A 17,348-nucleotide genomic window follows, 5' to 3' on the forward strand; every position below is an offset into this window, starting at 1 on the left:
ACCACGGCGCCTCTATGGCAAATTTTTTATGGGAGTGGGCAGGAGAAGATGAATAACATTGAAACGTATTATCCCGTTACTCCTTTGCAGCAAGGTCTCATTTTCCACAGCTTGTTGGAACCAGAGTCCGGAGCCTATATCGTACAGATGGGGTTGAAGCTGCAAGGTCCCTTGAACATTCCGTTATTCGAACAGGCATGGCAATGCCTCGTAGACAGACATGCTATTTTTCGCACCAGGTTTATTGGCGGTAAAGTAAAAGAATACGTCCAGGTTGTCTTAAAAGAGCTGAAGGTTTCCCTGGTGGAACATGACATTATTCATCTTTCCTCCTCCGAGCAAGAATCGTTTCTTCATACCTTTGCCAAAGATGATCGCAAACGTGGTTTCAATATCGAAGAAGCGCCGTTGATGAGATTAAATCTGTTCCGGTTGAGTAGTAATACCTTTCATTTTTCGTGGACTTTGCACCACGTGCTAATAGACGGATGGAGTATGCCGCTCGTCTTCGGGGAAGTGTTTGCGGCGTACAACATGCTGTGCAAAGGGCAGCCTGTACAACTTCCTCCGGTTAAATCTTACCGTGACTACATCGTCTGGCTGAAAAAGCAGGACTTGAAGCAAGCGGAGGCGTTTTGGCGCACGTATCTACAAGGCTTCACGGAAACCACGCCACTTTCATTCGGTCGAGCGTATAAAAATCCGTACCTTGACCAGAAAAATTATCGGGAGCTAGATCTGACCGTTTCCGAGGCAATCTCCAAATCATTACAGACATTGGCTCGTCAACATCGCCTGACGGTCAACACGATTGTGCAAGGCGCATGGGCACTGCTGTTGAATCGCTACAGTGGGCAGGACGACATTATTTTCGGCGCCACAGTATCCGGACGTCCTGCCGATTTGCCTGGGGTCGAGACAATGATTGGTCTGTTTATTAATACACTTCCTGTCCGCGTGCAGGTAAGAGCGGAGGAGAGCGTAATCAATTGGCTCAAATCTCTGCAACAACAGCAAGCCGACTTCCGCCAGTACGAATATACCCCACTCGTGGAAATTCAGGGCTGGAGCGATTTGCCACGTGGACAATCTCTGTTTGAGAGCATTCTCGTCTTTGAAAATACCCCTGTCGGTAATGCTAGCGGCGGTAGTGGAGAGAGTGAGCTTTCGATCATAGGTGTACATTCCGAGGAGCAAACCAATTATCCATTTACCTTGGTTGCGGCGTCAGGCAAAACAATCGACATCAAGGTCAAATTTGATGAAAGCCAGTTTGAGCAATCATCTATAGAGCGAGTTCTCGATCAGCTTCATTCACTCCTGATCTCTATCGCCACAAACGCCAAGCAACGGATAGCCGATCTTTCGATGATCAGCGAAAACGAACGTGAACAGGTTCTCGTTCAGTGGAACCAGACAACGGTGGAATATCCGAGCGGCCTGTGCGTTCATCAGGCGTTTGAACAACAAGTGGAAAAATCACCAGATGCGATTGCCGTTACCTATAAAAACGTGGAGCTCACCTACAAGGAACTAAACGAGCGGGCAAACCAACTGGCCCATCAGCTCGTAAGCAAAGGGGTAAAACCGGATACACTCGTCGGCATATGCGTGCATCGTTCCCCTGAGATGATCATCGGCATACTCGGCATTTTAAAATCGGGAGCTGCCTACGTACCGATTGACCCGGCTTACCCGCAAGAACGCATCGCCTATATGATCGAGGATTCTCAAACAAATGTGTTGCTGACCCAGCAGTCTCTCATGGACATCTTGCCAGCAACACAGGCGAATGTCATTTGTTTAGCCAGCAATCCGTTAACGAATGAACCTGGTGCCAACATTGCTTGCAAGGTCACAGAACATAATCTTGCCTACGTCATTTATACGTCTGGTTCAACTGGGCAGCCAAAAGGGGTAATGGTAGAGCACCACAATGTGATAAACATGGCCCATGCCTTGATCGATGCGTTTGATATTCAGCCAGCCAGTCGCGTTCTGCAATTTACCTCGTTTAGCTTCGACGTATCGGTGTCTGAGATTGTGATGGCCTTACTCGCTGGTGCGACGCTAGTCATCGAGGATCGAGAGTCCCTTTTGCCAGGCCCTGAATTGATCCAAGTTTTGCAAGAACAACGCATTACCACCGTGTCCATGGTTTCTTCGGTACTGGCAGCATTGCCTGAAGCTCACCTGCCTGATCTACGAACCTTGATTGTAGGCGGAGAAGCTCCAAGCCGAGAACTTGTGGCACGCTATGCAGCGAATCGGCAGTTCTTCAACTGCTACGGTCCAACGGAAGCAACCGTATGCTCCACTATGATGCGTTGCGAAGCTGGAATGAGCAATCCGCCTATCGGTCGGCCAATTGCCAACGCGACGCTGTACGTTTTGGATGCAAATAGGCAGCCTGTGCCTATCGGCGTACCAGGTGAACTGTATATCGGAGGAAAAGGCTTGGCTCGCGGCTACTGGAATCGTCCAGAACAAACAGCAGAGCGCTTTATCAAGCATCCGTTCGGCAATGAAGGAGAGCTACTCTATCGGACGGGCGACCTGGTTCGCTATCTGGAGGACGGCAACCTCGAATTCCTTGGACGTATGGATGATCAAGTCAAAATTCGCGGTTACCGCATTGAATTGGGTGAGATTGAAAATTCGCTCAGACAGCATCCTGCCGTCCATGAAGCTGTGGTCATCGTCCGGGAAGAAAAAGCGGGGGGCAAACGCTTGGCTGCTTATCTGGTAGCAACGGGAGACATGCCAACCGCGGAGGAGCTCGTTCTTTTCCTGAAAGAATCGTTGCCTGAATACATGATACCAGCAGGCTTTGTATGGCTGGAGACGATTCCGCTTACGGTTAATGGAAAAGTAGACCGACGGGCACTACCGGTACCAGATTGGGGACAACTTTCCACGCAGCGTAATTACGTTGCCCCCCGTACTCCTACAGAGGAGCTAGTGGCCAACATCTGGTCGCAGGTTCTCTCGGTAGAACGAGTCGGTAGCTACGACGATTTCTTTGAGCTTGGTGGCCATTCTCTTTTGGCTACGCAAACCATTTCTCGCTTAAAAGAAGCGTTTAACGTAGATTTACCGCTCCGTGCTTTATTTGAATATTCGACAGTCAACCGACTCAGTGAATGGATTGTATCCATGAACGAGGACAAATCTGGACTCTCTAGTATTCCGCTCGTACCCGTTTCACGTGATCGACATTTGCCGCTTTCGTTTGCACAGCAGCGCTTATGGTTCTTTGACCGCTTGATGCCAAACAGTTCGCTCTACAACATTCCAACTGCCGTTCGTTTGCAAGGAGAGCTAAACATTGAAGCGCTCGAGCAAAGTTTGCAGATGATTATCTGCCGTCACGAGAGCTTGCGTACAACGTTCTCCGACATCAACGGGGAAGCCGTTGCGGTGATTCATCCAGAGATGGATTGGAAACTGAACAAAATGGATATACGCGAGCTGCCAGATGATAGACGAGATGACGAAGGACAACGCTTGACCAAAGAAGATGCGAACAAGCCGTTTGACCTCGTCACAGGACCGCTCATGCGTGCGACGATTATTCAAACAGGAGAGCAGGATTTCATCTTCCTGCTGAATGTACACCACATCATCGCCGATGGTTGGTCAGCGGGTGTTTTGCTCAGCGAATTATTTACCTGCTATCAGGCATTTAGCAAATCAGAAGTACCGCAACTTACCAACCTGCCTATACAATACGCAGATTATGCGGCATGGCAGCGCGAATGGCTTACAGGAGATGTATTGGAAAAACAACTGTCCTACTGGCGTGCAAAGCTGGGTGGAGCAGAACCGCTTCTCGTATTGCCGACAGATCGTCCCCGTCCTGCTGTTCAGTCCTATGAAGGAAGCAGCATCACACTGATGTATGACAAAGAATTGATGACGAATCTGCATTCTTTGAGCAAGCGCGAAGGTACGACGTTGTTTATGACGTTGCTCGCCGCATTCCAAGTATTTCTGTATCGATATACAGGACAAGACGACATTCTCGTCGGTACTCCTGTAGCAGGACGCAGTCACCAAGAGACAGAAGGATTAATTGGATTTTTCATCAACACATTGGCGATGCGAACAGATTTGTCAGGCGAGCCTAGCTTCAGAGAGGTACTTAGCCGTGTACGGGAAACAGCCTTGGGAGCCTATTCCCATCAAGATCTACCCTTTGAAAAGCTTGTAGACGAGCTGCAATTAGAGCGCAGTCTCAGTTACTCGCCTTTGTTCCAAGTGATGTTCGTTCTGCAAAATATTCCAGTTCAGGTAGAAGCGCTTGACGGGATTCGCATTTTGCCACCAAAAGGGAATCAACAGGTAGAAACAACCAAGTTTGATCTCACCTTGACGATGGCAGAGACGGCAGACGGTCTGTCCGCTACATTCGAGTACAACACATCTCTATTTAACCAGAACACAGTAGAACGAATGATCGAACACTTTACGCAGCTGCTCAAGGCCGTTGCTGCCAACGCAAACCAGGCGATCACCGCTACACAACTGATGGGAGAAACGGAGCAGCAGCAGGTCGTAACAGAATGGAACAACACCGCAATGGCCTACTCCAAGGATCATTGCGTACATGAACTGGTGGATCAGGTCGCTCATGAAATGCCCAACCAGCTGGCTGTTTTCACACGGGACCAATCCATTACGTATGCGGAACTGAATGCCAAAGCGAATCAACTCGCGCATTATCTGCAAAAACAGGGAATCGGTCAGGAAAATCTGGTAGGGATCTGCGTTGAGCGCTCGATTGAGATGCTGATCGGTCAATTGGCTATCATGAAAGCTGGCGGTGCCTACGTACCAATGGACCCCGCGTATCCCAAGGATCGTCTCGCCTTCATGATGCAGGATGCAGGTATGTCGATTGTGCTTACACAAGCCAGCCTCGCAGAAAAACTCCCTGCGGGTACGAGCCAATTGATTTGCCTGGACACAGACTGGGAGTCGATCGCTCAGGAAAGTACGATGACTCCAATGAACTTGACTACGACGAACCAGCTTGCTTACGTCATCTACACATCTGGTTCGACAGGCACGCCAAAAGGGGTTGAGATCGAGCACGCGGCTCTTCTCAATTTAATTTCCTGGCATCAACGCGTATATCATGTCACGTCTGAAGATCGCGCATCACAGATCTCCGGGACGGCATTTGACGCATCTGTTTGGGAAATTTGGCCTTATTTAACAAAAGGAGCCACGCTTTATTTACCAGAAGAGGAAATCCGTCTCATACCGGAAAAACTGCGTGATTGGCTCATCCATTCTGAGATCACCATCAGCTTTTTGCCGACGCCTTTAACAGAGAGCTTGTTGGCGCTGGATTGGCCGAGCCATACCAAGCTTCGTTACATGCTGACAGGAGGAGACAAGCTCCATCACTATCCGAGTTCGAACCTGCCGTTTATCCTGGTGAACCAATACGGTCCAACCGAAAACGCAGTCGTTGCAACAGCTGGTATCGTTCCGGTAGCGACAGGACAAAGCATTGCACCATCCATTGGACGTCCGATTGACAACGTGCAAGTCTATATTCTCGATGCGCGTATGCAGCCTGTACCCGTAGGTGTCACGGGTGAGCTATACATTGGTGGAAGTTCCTTGGCCCGCGGCTACCTGAATCGTCCCGAACTGACACAAGAGCGCTTTGTCACTCATCCTTTTAGTGAAAGAGAAGGAGCACGTCTCTACCGTACAGGGGATCTGGTGCGCTACCTGGAGGACGGCAACATTGAGTTCATCGGTCGTGCAGATGATCAGACGAGTATTCGCGGATTCCGCGTTGAACTGGGGGAAGTAGAAACAGCCATTCTCGCTCACCCTGCGGTAAAAGAAGCAGTGGTCACTGTTTGCACGGACCATCAAGGGACGAAGCGTCTTGCTGCGTACCTGGTTGTAGAAGAGGACACGGAGATTACCACAAGTGACATCCGCAAAGCGCTAAAGGAAGTACTGCCTGATTACATGGTTCCTGCATTTTTCATCCCGTTAGGATATCTGCCGCTCACACCAAACGGAAAGGTAGACCGTAAAAATTTGCCTGCACCTGACTTCAATCGTCCTGAGCTGGAAGGAAAATTTGTCTCCCCAACAACGCAAAAGGAGCAACAGCTTGCCGCGATATGGAAAGATGTGCTCGGTATTGACCAAATTGGCATACACGATAATTTCTTCGAGCTGGGCGGTGATTCGATTCTCAGTATCCAGATCGTGTCACGTGCCAATCAATTAGGTCTAAGGCTCACTCCGAAGCAATTATTCGAGTACCAAACCATCGCTGAATTAGCAGAGGTCGTTGAGGAAAAAGAAGCGATCCTTGCTGAACAAGGTCCGATTATCGGCGAATTGCCGCTCTTGCCGATTCAGAAGTGGTTCTTCCAGCTTCCGCTGAAGAACAGACATCACTGGAATCAATCCGTACTGCTCTCCATCCAGCCAGGTATTGATCAGGAAGCACTGAAACAAGCGGTAGGGCATTTACTCAATCAGCACGATGCTTTACGTATGCGTTATATACAGACAGAGTTTGGCTGGAAGCAAGAGATGGAAGCGCCTAGTGATACGATTCCATTCCGGATGGAAGATCTGTCCCACCTTACACCAGATGAGCAATGCAAGGCCATCGAAAAGATTGCAGATGAGACGCAGGCAAGTCTGAATTTGTTTGAAGGACATGTGGTTCAGTCCATTTATTTTGATTTGGGTCAAGACCAACCTAATCGTCTGTTGATTGTCGCACATCACTTGGTCATTGACGGGGTATCGTGGCGCATCATTCTCGAGGACTTGCAAAACGCCTACCAACAAATTGTCGCAGGGCAAGCGGTGAAACTACCAGCGAAAACGACCTCCTACAAAGAATGGGCGGAAGAACTGGAGCGCTATGCGAATTCAGATGCTTTGGAAAACGAAACAAAGTACTGGATGAGCAAATCCTCCGTCGATTCAGCACAACTACCTGTGGATATGACAGATGAAGGGGAGAATACAGAAGCAACGACAAAGTCCGTCAGCGCTACATTAACCAGCGAAGAAACCAAAGCACTACTGCAAAACGTACCGCAGGCATACCGCACCCAGATCAATGACGTCCTGCTAACCGCTTTGGCAAAGTCGCTTACTCGATGGACGGGTAATCGATCTGTCTTCGTAAACGTAGAAGGGCATGGTCGTGAAGAATTGTCAGAGAGAATTGATCTGTCCCGTACGATCGGCTGGTTCACCAGCATGTATCCAGTGCACCTTCAATGGGACGAAACATTCTCCGTAGGAAAAGCACTTTTGACGACCAAAGAAGAACTGCGTGCGATCCCGAACAAAGGGCTTGGTTATGGCGTTCTTCGTTACCTCCATGCGGATCAGCATATTGTCGATGAAATTTCCCGCATTCAAGCACAAGTGCTGTTCAACTATATGGGCAAAATCGATCAGATTGTCGATGGCGACTCCTTATTTGGCTGGGCACCTGAGTCCAGCGGTTCCAACCTTAGCCCGGACGCCGGGCGACACCATTTGATCGACGTAAATAGTGTCGTTGCAGGAGAACAGCTGCATGTGACGTGGCGATACAGTGAAAAGATTCATCTGGAGAGCACGATAACAGCAGTCGCGAAGGATTTTATGGATGCGCTTCGTGAGATTATTGCCCATTGCGCGACAGAGGAAGCTGGCGGTTACTCCCCATCTGATTTTCCGCTGGCTGAATTGGATCAGAAGAGCATCGACAAACACATCGGTTCTGACCGATATATCGAGGATGTCTATACACTTTCTCCGCTCCAGCAGGGGATGCTGTTCCACTCCCTGTATGCGAGCGACAGCGGGGATTACGTCGTCCAATTTGCGATTGATTTCAAGAACCTGAATGTGCCGGTATTCGAGCAAGCATGGCAAAAGGTGATGGACCGTCATACCATTCTAAGAACACACTTTGTCTGGGAAGGTTTGAATCAAGCACACCAAATTGTCCGCAAAGAGGTAAACGTATCTCTTTGTCAGGAAGATTGGCGTCATCTGCATACGGATGTACAGGATGAGATGTTTACCGCCTTTCTGGAGGAAGACCGTAGACGAAGCTTCGATATTACACATGCACCTTTGTCACGATGGGTTGTCTTCCGAACAGGAGAAGATAGCTATCGCTTCGTATGGAGCTTCCATCACGTTCTCCTTGATGGTTGGAGTGTTCCTTTGGTACTGAACGAACTGTTTGCCTATTATGCATCGATCAGCGAAGGCCAAGAAGTTAAGCTTGGACATCCTCAGCCGTTTTCCCAGTACATTGCTTGGTTGAAACGTCAGGATATGCAGGAGGCCAAACGCTTCTGGGTAAACCAACTAAAAGGCTTCCACGAACCAACCAGCTTGGGTATGAGCAAAGCAGTAGTCACTGCGGGACCGAAGCAATACGAAGAGAAGAGCGTCCTTCTATCAGAAGAAACGAGCGAGCACTTGCAAAAATTCGTACGCGAACACCAGTTAACGCTCAATACTTTGGTACAAGCGGCGTGGGGCTGGATTCTCGGAAGCTACAGCGGGGAAGGGGAAGTCATTTTTGGTGCGACAGGTTCAGGTCGTCCGGCAGACCTCTCCAATGTTGAGACGATCGTAGGTTCCTTCATTAATACCTTACCTGTCCGGATATCCTTGCAGACGAACGCGACCGTGCTAGAGTGGCTGAGAGACTTGCAGCACAGACAGTTGGAGATACGCCAATATGAATACACTCCGCTGTTCGACATTCAAGGATGGAGCGAACTGCCGCGTGGATCTGCCTTGTTTGAATCGATACTCGTATTTGAGAATTATCCGGCTGTACAAGCAACAGAGCAAGAAACAGAAGAGTCCAGTTCAGCTTCGTCCAGTGTTTCTTTGGAAATTCACGACGTAGCAGCTGTCGAACAAACAAATTATCCTCTTACCTTGGTGGCAGCGCCAGGCAAGCAAGTGGCCATCAAACTCAAGTATGAGCAAAACCGTTTTGATGACGCGATGATCGACCGGGTCTTGGACCAAATTACCCAGCTCTTGGTCACTATGAGCAAGTCTCCGGAGATACATCTCGGTGACATGACATTGATAGACGATGTCGAGCGCGAGCAGGTACTCATCGATTGGAATCGCACGGAGAAAGAGTATCCACGCGAACTTTGCATTCATCAGGCATTTGAACAACAAGTCGCGAAAACTCCTGAAAATATTGCACTTGAGTATAAACAACAAGCCATGACTTATGCGGATCTGAACCAAAGAGCCAACCAGTTAGCACATCTGCTTCTCGCTCAAGGCGTGCAGCCTGATACGACTGTTGCGATCTGCGTGGAGCGCTCCATGGAAATGATCATTGGCATTCTTGGTGTATTAAAAGCGGGAGCAGCTTATGTGCCGGTTGATCCAGCTCATCCCGAAGAAAGAATGGCTTTCATCCTGGAAGATTCACAAGCAACTGTCGTCCTGACACAAGCGAAACTTGCAGAGCCATTCACAAAAACGAAAGCGAACGTCATCTGCCTGGATGAAGGACTGTTCTACGAGCAGATGTCCGTAGAAAACGCACAAAGCGATGTCGTATCAACCAATCTTGCCTATGTTATCTACACATCTGGCACCACGGGATTGCCGAAAGGGGTAGCCGTTGAGCATCGAAGTGTGATGAATATGGTGCAGGCTTACCTGAATTACTTCGAAATAAACGAATCCAGCCGTGTCCTGCAATTTACGTCATTTGGCTTCGACGTTTCCATTTCCGAGATTCTTCAGGCGCTGCTCTCTGGAGGAACGTTAGTCATCGAAGATCGTGAGTCTCTGTTACCAGGACCAGACCTCGTTCGCACCCTTCGTGAACGTCGCATCACCAAGGTATCGATGGCATCTTCGGTACTCGCGTCACTACCTGTTGAAGAGTACCCGGATCTGGTCTGCCTTGAGGTCGGAGGAGACGCATGCAGCCGTGAACTGGTTGCCCACTATGCAAAAGGACGAAAATTTTATAACTGCTACGGACCGACGGAAGCAACAGTTGGTACGGTCATCGCTCGATTAACGGATGCTGACCAAGCCCCAACGATTGGGCGTCCATTCCCGAATACCAAGTTGTACGTGTTAGATCGAAATCTACAACCAGTCCCTATCGGTGTTCCGGGCGAACTGTACATTGGTGGCGAGAGTCTTTCGCGTGGTTATTGGAATCGTCCAGAGCTTACAGCAGAGCGTTTTATCCCGAATCCATTCGGTCAACCGGGAGAACGACTCTATCGAACAGGCGACCTCGTTCGTTATCTGCCAGATGGCAACGTGGATTACATCGGTCGTGTCGACGATCAGGTGAAAATCCGCGGATTCCGTATCGAGTTAGGCGAAATTGCAGAGGCATTGAGACAGCATGAAGCAATCAAAGAAGCAGTCGTTATTGCGCGAGAAGCAAGACCTGGTGACAAACGATTGGTAGCCTATTTGACTAATGCTTTGGAGCAGGAGACGTCGATAGACGAAATCAAGCTCTGGCTCAAAGAGAAACTTCCCGAGTACATGATCCCGTCCTATTTCATGTGGCTTCCGGAAATTCGACTGACGGTCAACGGAAAAATAGACCGCAAAGCATTACCTGCGCCAGATTGGGGCCAGCTAACAGTCGTATATGTCGCTCCACGTACCCCCGTGGAAGAAATGGTCACCAACGTCTTTTCTGAAATTCTTTCCGTCGAGAAAGTTGGCGTCCATGACAACTTTTTCGAATTAGGTGGACACTCCCTGCTCGCAACGCAGACCGTTTCTCGCTTGCGGGAAATCTTTGGGGTAGAATTGCAAATTCGTACGTTGTTTGAGTACCCAACAGTCGAAGGGCTTAGTGAACAGCTCGTTATGCTGACCAAGCAAACATCCATTAAGATGGCTCCACCGATTGTAAAAGTATCTCGCAAAGAACCGCTCCCATTGTCATTTACCCAGCAGCGTTTGTGGTTCCTGGAGCAGTTCACGCAAGGAAGCTCAGTCAACAATATTCCATCGTTCCTACGGATTCAGGGAGACCTCAGCATATCCGCTTGGGAAGAAAGCTTGAAAGCTATCATACAGCGTCATGAGAGCTTGCGTACTCGCTTTGAGGTTCGTGACGGACGTCCTGTTCAAGTGATTCACTCAGAGGACGACTGGGTTATGAACCAAACCGATCTGCGGGCTTTGGACCCTGCGAAACGGGAAGCAGAAGTCAAACGCCTAGCTGAAGAGGCCACACTCGAGCCATTTGACCTGACCAAAGGTTCGTTGCTCCGAGCCAATCTGGTTCAGCTCGATGAAAACGACTTTGTGTTCCTGTTCGTGATGCACCACATTGCTGCAGACGGTTGGTCGATGGGAATTTTGATGAGCGAATTAATGACCAATTACAAAGCGTTTAGTCAAGGAGAGGCATCGCCATTTACGGAATTGCCGATCCAATATGCAGATTTTGCCGTCTGGCAGCGTGAATGGCTACGTGGAGAGGTTCTTGATGGACAGCTCGAGTATTGGAGAGAAAAACTCAAGGGCAGCGAACCATTACTGCAACTGCCAACTGATCGACCGCGCCCACCTGTACAGACATACGAAGGAGAAAAGCTCTCCGTTCAGTTTGGAGCCGACCTCTTGGAAGAATTGCGTAATCTGAGCGGAAAAGAAACGGCTACACTTTTCATGACATTGGTTGCAGCCTTCCAAACGCTGTTGTACCGCTATACGAACCAAGAGGATATTCTCGTCGGAACTCCGATTGCGGGACGTAACAAACAAGAGACGGAGCAATTGATCGGTTACTTCATCAATACACTCGTTTTACGCACAGATATGTCAGGTCAGCCAAGTTTCCGCGAATTGCTTGCACGCGTTCGTGAGACAGCTCTGGGGGCATATGCGAACCAAGACGTTCCGTTTGAAAAACTGTTAGATGAGCTGCAGCTCGAGCGTAGCATGAGCTACTCGCCGCTATTCCAGGTGATGTTTATTCTGCAAAACATCCCGATGCAGGTAGATCCTGTTGATGATATTCAGATAAGCAGCTTTGACGTCGGTGCAGAGGCCGTTACCTCGAAGTTCGATTTGACGGTGACCATGTTGGAGACATCAGCCGGTCTCATTGCTACCTTGGAGTACAACAAGGCGTTGTTTGATCACAGTACGATCGTTCGAATGGTTGATCATTTCCACAAGCTTTTGGAAGAAATCATTGCCAACCCGGATCAGTCAATCACCTTGCTACCGCTCATGCGTGAGGAAGAGGAACAACGACTCGTTACCGAATGGAATCGTACAGAAGCGCCATACCCGAAAGAAAAATGCGTGTATGAGATGATTGAGGACATGGTGGCGAAAGCCCCGGACAACATCGCTCTCATTGTAGGAGATCAAACGACTACCTACAGGGAATTGAACAGACAAGCAAACAAGCTGGCTCATTATTTACGCAAGCAAGGCGTGGGACCCGAAGTGCTCGTCGGTGTTTGCGCTCAGCGGACAACCGAGATGATGATTGGACTTTTGGCCATTATGAAAGCGGGCGGGGCCTATGTGCCAATCGACCCAAGCTATCCAGCAGACCGCATTGCCTACATCATCGAGCACTCACAGGTTCCCGTCCTATTAACGCAAGAAAATCTGCTCCCAACTCTACCTGAGCACAACGCCAAAGTGATCTGCCTGGACAATGATTGGGAAGCAGTTGCCGACGAAAGCGAGGAAAACCCGACCAAGCTTGGGACTTCCGACAATTTGATCTATGTCATCTACACGTCAGGTTCTACAGGCAATCCAAAAGGTGTAGCACTCGAACATCGCAGTGTCAGCTACTTCCTATCGTGGGCACACGACACATTCACACCAGAGGAGATGAGCGGCGTACTGTTCTCTACGTCAATCTGCTTTGACTTGTCTGTCTACGAAATGTTCGCAACACTCACCATGGGTGGCAAAGTTATCATGGCTGAAAATGCATTACAGTTGCCAGCCTTGCCAGCAGCCAACCAGGTGACATTGATCAATACCGTACCGTCAGCGGCGATGGAGCTGGTACGTATGAAAGGGATTCCGGCGTCGGTTCGTGTCATCAACCTTTGCGGTGAGCCACTTTCTAACAAGCTGGCACAGGAATTGTACGCCTTCGAACACGTAGAAAAAGTCTTTAATCTCTACGGACCGACAGAGGACACCGTTTACTCTACACACTCCATCGTGAAAAGAGGAGCCATCAGCGAACCACTGATCGGACGACCGCAGTTCAATACGCAAGTATTTGTATTAGACAGTCATCGCAAACCAGTTCCAGTAGGGGTACCGGGAGAATTGTACCTCAGTGGATCAGGCTTAGCACGTGGCTATCTCCACCGCCCCGATCTGACCATGGAACGCTTTGTGCAGAATCCGTTCCGTGGGCCAGGAGAGAGGATGTACCGGACTGGAGATCTCGTACGCTACTTGCCAGATGGGAATCTTCAGTTTATGGGCCGGGTAGATTACCAGGTCAAAATCCGCGGCTATCGTATCGAGTTGGGCGAAATCGAATCTGTTTTGAGACGCCACCCTGAAGTCAAAGAAGTCGTGCTAGTCGCTCGTGAAGACAGAGAAGGGGACAAACGTCTAGTAGCGTACATCGTGTTCGAAGAGCATCACACAAGTTCGTCTCATGACCTGAACCACTTCCTGACTGACAAGCTTCCAGCCTATATGATCCCGCAACACTTTATGATCATGGAGAGCTTACCGAAGACGCCAAACGGTAAACTGGATCGCAAAGCGCTACCGAAGCCGGAATACGACCGCTCGGAATCAGGCGTCGAATACCAAGCGCCGCAAACGCCAGTCGAGATTATGTTGCATACGCACTGGGCCTCCGTACTGGAAATGGACAAAATCGGAGTACACGACAACTTCTTCGAGATTGGCGGTCACTCATTGCTCGCCACTCAGCTTATCTTCAAGGTTCGCGAAGAGCTACAGCTTGAGGTACCGCTACGAATCCTGTTCGAGACCCCGACCATTGCGGGTATGGCCAAGACCATCGAGGAAATTCTCAAACACGGTCTTTCTGCTGTTTCCCATGACATCGACGCAAAGGATCTCAAGGATGAAGTCGTACTCGATCCAGCGATTCAGGCTGAACAGCCGTACGCCGGTGATCCAAGCCAGTTCCAAGCGGCATTATTGACAGGAGCCACTGGTTTCCTTGGTGCTTTCTTGTTGCGTGACCTGCTACAAATGACTGACGCTGACATTTACTGCTTGGTTCGAGCTTCTGACGAAGAGGAAGGAATGGCACGACTCCGCAAAACATTAGAGCTATACGAGTTATGGAATGAGGAGCAGGCGCATCGGATCATCCCTGTAATCGGTGATTTGGCAAAGCCACGTCTGAATCTGTCCGAAGACCAGTTCTCTGCGCTGGCTGAAAAAGTGGATGTGATCTACCACAACGGTGCTCTTGTTAACTTTGTCTATCCATACGCAGCCTTGAAGAAAGCAAACGTAAAAGGGACAGAGGAAATCCTCCGACTTGCTGTAGCCAAAAAGACCAAGCCTGTGCATTTCGTCTCCACGATTTTCACGTTTGCATCCGAAGAAACGGAAGAATCCATGGCCTTCCGCGAAGAGGACATGCCAGAGAACAGTCGCGTCCTCACTTCCGGTTATACACAAAGCAAGTGGGTAGCCGAGCATCTCGTCAACCTCGCACGCGAACGCGGCATTCCAGCGGCGATATACCGTTGCGGACGGATGACTGGGGACAGCGAAACAGGAGCATGCCAGAAGGACGACCTGATGTGGAGAATTGCAGCAGGGATTATAGATTTGGGCAAAGCTCCTGACATGAGCGGCGATCTGGACATGATGCCGGTAGATTTTGCAAGTAAAGGAATCGTTCATCTCTCCATGACCAAGCAGAGCTTGAGCGAAAACTTCCACTTGCTCAACCCGAACTCAACCGATTACGAAGACCTGATTTCAGCGATTGAAAACAGAGGTTTTGTATTGGAACGAGTCACCATGGATGAATGGATTGAGGCGGTGCAAGAAGATACGAAAGAAAAAGGCAATGAGGCCAACTCAGCCGCTCCGCTCGGCAATCTGTTCACAGACGGCCACACAAGCAGAGGAAGTGTCGTCTATGTGGGCAATAAAACGACTCGTTTGCTGCGTCAAAACGACATTGATTGCCCGGAAATTGACGAGGAAGTTTTCGGTAAAGTCCTTGATTACTTTATCAGAAGCGGCCAACTAAAATTACCGGAACAAGCCCTGCAATAAAAAATAAATGCCCATCCGTCACCTCATTATTATGGTGGCGGGTGGGAAAATACCCAAAATAGTGATAAACTTTAAAATAACTATAAAAATTGGAGGTTTTATCCATGCCATTTGACATTCAGCTACTTGCACCTATCATTGCTATTCAATTGATCCTAGCAGTTATTGCATTAATTGACCTGGCTCGACGTGAAGCATACCGAGTTGCAGGTGGAAAAAAATGGCCGTGGGCTCTCGGCATTATCTTTATCAACACCTTGGGTCCAATCGTGTATTTCTTTGTAGGCAGAAAAGACTAGCTCAAGAGAACCGAGGAAAGGGTTGACATTCTTTGCGAGTTATTGAATGTGAAGGCCTCACAAAGGAATACAAAGACCATAAAGCGTTAAAGAACGTAACCTTTTCCGTCGATGGCATCGGTTGTGTCGGTTTTCTTGGGGGGAATGGTGCCGGGAAAACGACGACCATCCGCATCCTTACCGGGTTGGCTGCACCGACCGGAGGAAAAGTGAGAGTAGTAGGCTACGACGTCGTGACCGACCGTAATAAAGTCACAAGTGAAGTCGGATATTGTCCACAAATCCCAGCCTTTTATAACTACATGACTGCGACAGAGTGGATGCATTGGGTGGGCAGACTTTATGGATTGGACAAGCGCACAATTGCGCAGCGGACTGATGAACTCTTGGAGTTATGCGGAATCAATGAGGCGAGGAACCGCCCAATAAGCGGTTACAGCGGAGGGATGAAACAGCGTCTGGGTATTGCTCAGGCGCTCATCCACAACCCCAAGCTACTCGTTTTGGACGAGCCCGTTTCCGCGCTCGACCCCATGGGTAGATATGACGTCTTATTGCTAATTGAAAAGTTGAAGCAACATATGACTGTCTTCATGTCGACTCACATTTTGGATGACATCGAAAGAATCGCCGACCACATCGTCATCATCAAGGACGGTACGGTGGTGCTGTCGTCGAGTTTGGATCAGCTGCGAGCAAACCATGTGGAGCCATTGATTGAGTTCAAGCTTGATCAACAGGACATCGATTTAACTGATGTATTGAATGGGCTAACCTGGATCAGGGAATGGAGCCAAGAAGGCGGTATTTACAAAGTTCTTATCAATGACATGGAAAAAGCCAAGGCACTCCTGCCGCACATTCTTTTGGAAACTGGCGGGACACTGGCATATTATCGCTTGTCCGCATCGACCCTCGAAGATATTTTCCTAAAGGTTGTGAATAACTGATGACTTCCCACCCAATGATCAGAAAAGAATTTAATGAATTGGTCAAAACCTACAAGATACTCATTATTCCGATTGTGTTTATTGCTTTAATGATTACACAACCGATTACGATGAAAATGCTCCCGGATATTTTGGCCAATTCCACTGGACTGCCGGAAGGGGCAGTCATCAAAATTCCAACCCCGTCGGCTCCTGAAGTACTTTCGACAGCGATTAGCAAATTTAGCTCACTCGGCACGTTTGTGCTAATCCTTATCGTCATGGGGTCCATTGCCGGAGAAAAAGCCTCTGGAGTAGCATCCATGGTATTCGTCAAGCCCATCAGTCGGGCGAAATACTATCTCGCCAAAGCCATTACCTACTACACGTTAACAATGGCAAGCATGCTAATCGGGATGGGGATAACTGCCTACTATACAGAGATCCTTTTCGGAAAACTTGATTGGACCCACGTATGGATCGGTACGTTGATGTACATACCGAATCTATTCCTTGTCGTCACAACAACGCTGTGCGCCTCCAGCTTTTTTAACAATGCTGTTGGTGCCGGTGGGGCCTCACTTGTATTCAATATCCTGATTTTCACGGTTCCACAATTTCTCGGTAAATTTTTGGATATGGTGTCTCCAGGCGGATTGTCAAATGCGGCAATGATGGTGATTCAAGAAAACTCAACGCTGGCGCAAGCATTCATCACAGGTTTACCGGGCCTCGCAGGTGTCTTCACACTCAACATCGTGTTTTTCTTTATGGGCTGGTACTTTTTGGAGCGATCAGAAATCTAAGGAGGAGGCGT

4 protein-coding genes are annotated in these 17,348 nt (G+C 49.0%); all 4 read left to right on the top strand.

Annotated elements, in window-relative coordinates:
• Positions 1 to 48 precede the first annotated feature (48 nt).
• The 4 genes from lgrD to FO446_RS14895 all read left to right on the top strand — a co-directional run bounded on the left by lgrD (position 49) and on the right by FO446_RS14895 (position 17,337).
• Positions 49 to 15,303 carry a linear gramicidin non-ribosomal peptide synthetase LgrD gene (gene lgrD / locus FO446_RS28945; RefSeq protein WP_269137301.1) on the top strand — a complete coding sequence of 5,085 codons (15,255 nt, stop codon included), beginning with the start codon at positions 49 to 51 and terminating at the stop codon, positions 15,301 to 15,303.
• Between the two features lie 104 nt (positions 15,304 to 15,407).
• A complete protein-coding gene (locus tag FO446_RS14885; protein ID WP_007729128.1) occupies positions 15,408 to 15,602 on the top strand; it encodes a PLD nuclease N-terminal domain-containing protein in 195 nt (64 codons plus the stop codon).
• Positions 15,603 to 15,634: 32 nt separating this feature from the next.
• Positions 15,635 to 16,552 (top strand): ABC transporter ATP-binding protein, encoded by a 918-nt coding sequence (locus tag FO446_RS14890; protein ID WP_173607644.1) that lies wholly within the window; start codon positions 15,635 to 15,637, stop codon positions 16,550 to 16,552.
• Entirely contained in the window at positions 16,552 to 17,337 is a 786-nt protein-coding gene (locus FO446_RS14895; RefSeq protein ID WP_173607645.1) for an ABC transporter permease, read from the top strand. Before FO446_RS14890 ends, FO446_RS14895 begins: the two co-directional genes overlap by 1 nt.
• The last annotated feature ends 11 nt before the right edge of the window (positions 17,338 to 17,348 follow it).

The sequence above is a fragment of the Brevibacillus brevis genome (assembly GCF_022026395.1).
Taxonomy (GTDB): domain Bacteria; phylum Bacillota; class Bacilli; order Brevibacillales; family Brevibacillaceae; genus Brevibacillus.

Bases quoted from the DNA above. Each gene is read 5' to 3' on its own strand.
- lgrD (WP_269137301.1), top strand. From the start codon at position 49: ATGAATAACATTGAAACGTATTATCCCGTTACTCCTTTGCAGCAAGGT.
- FO446_RS14885 (WP_007729128.1), top strand. From the start codon at position 15,408: ATGCCATTTGACATTCAGCTACTTGCACCTATCATTGCTATTCAATTG.
- FO446_RS14895 (WP_173607645.1), top strand. From the start codon at position 16,552: ATGACTTCCCACCCAATGATCAGAAAAGAATTTAATGAATTGGTCAAA.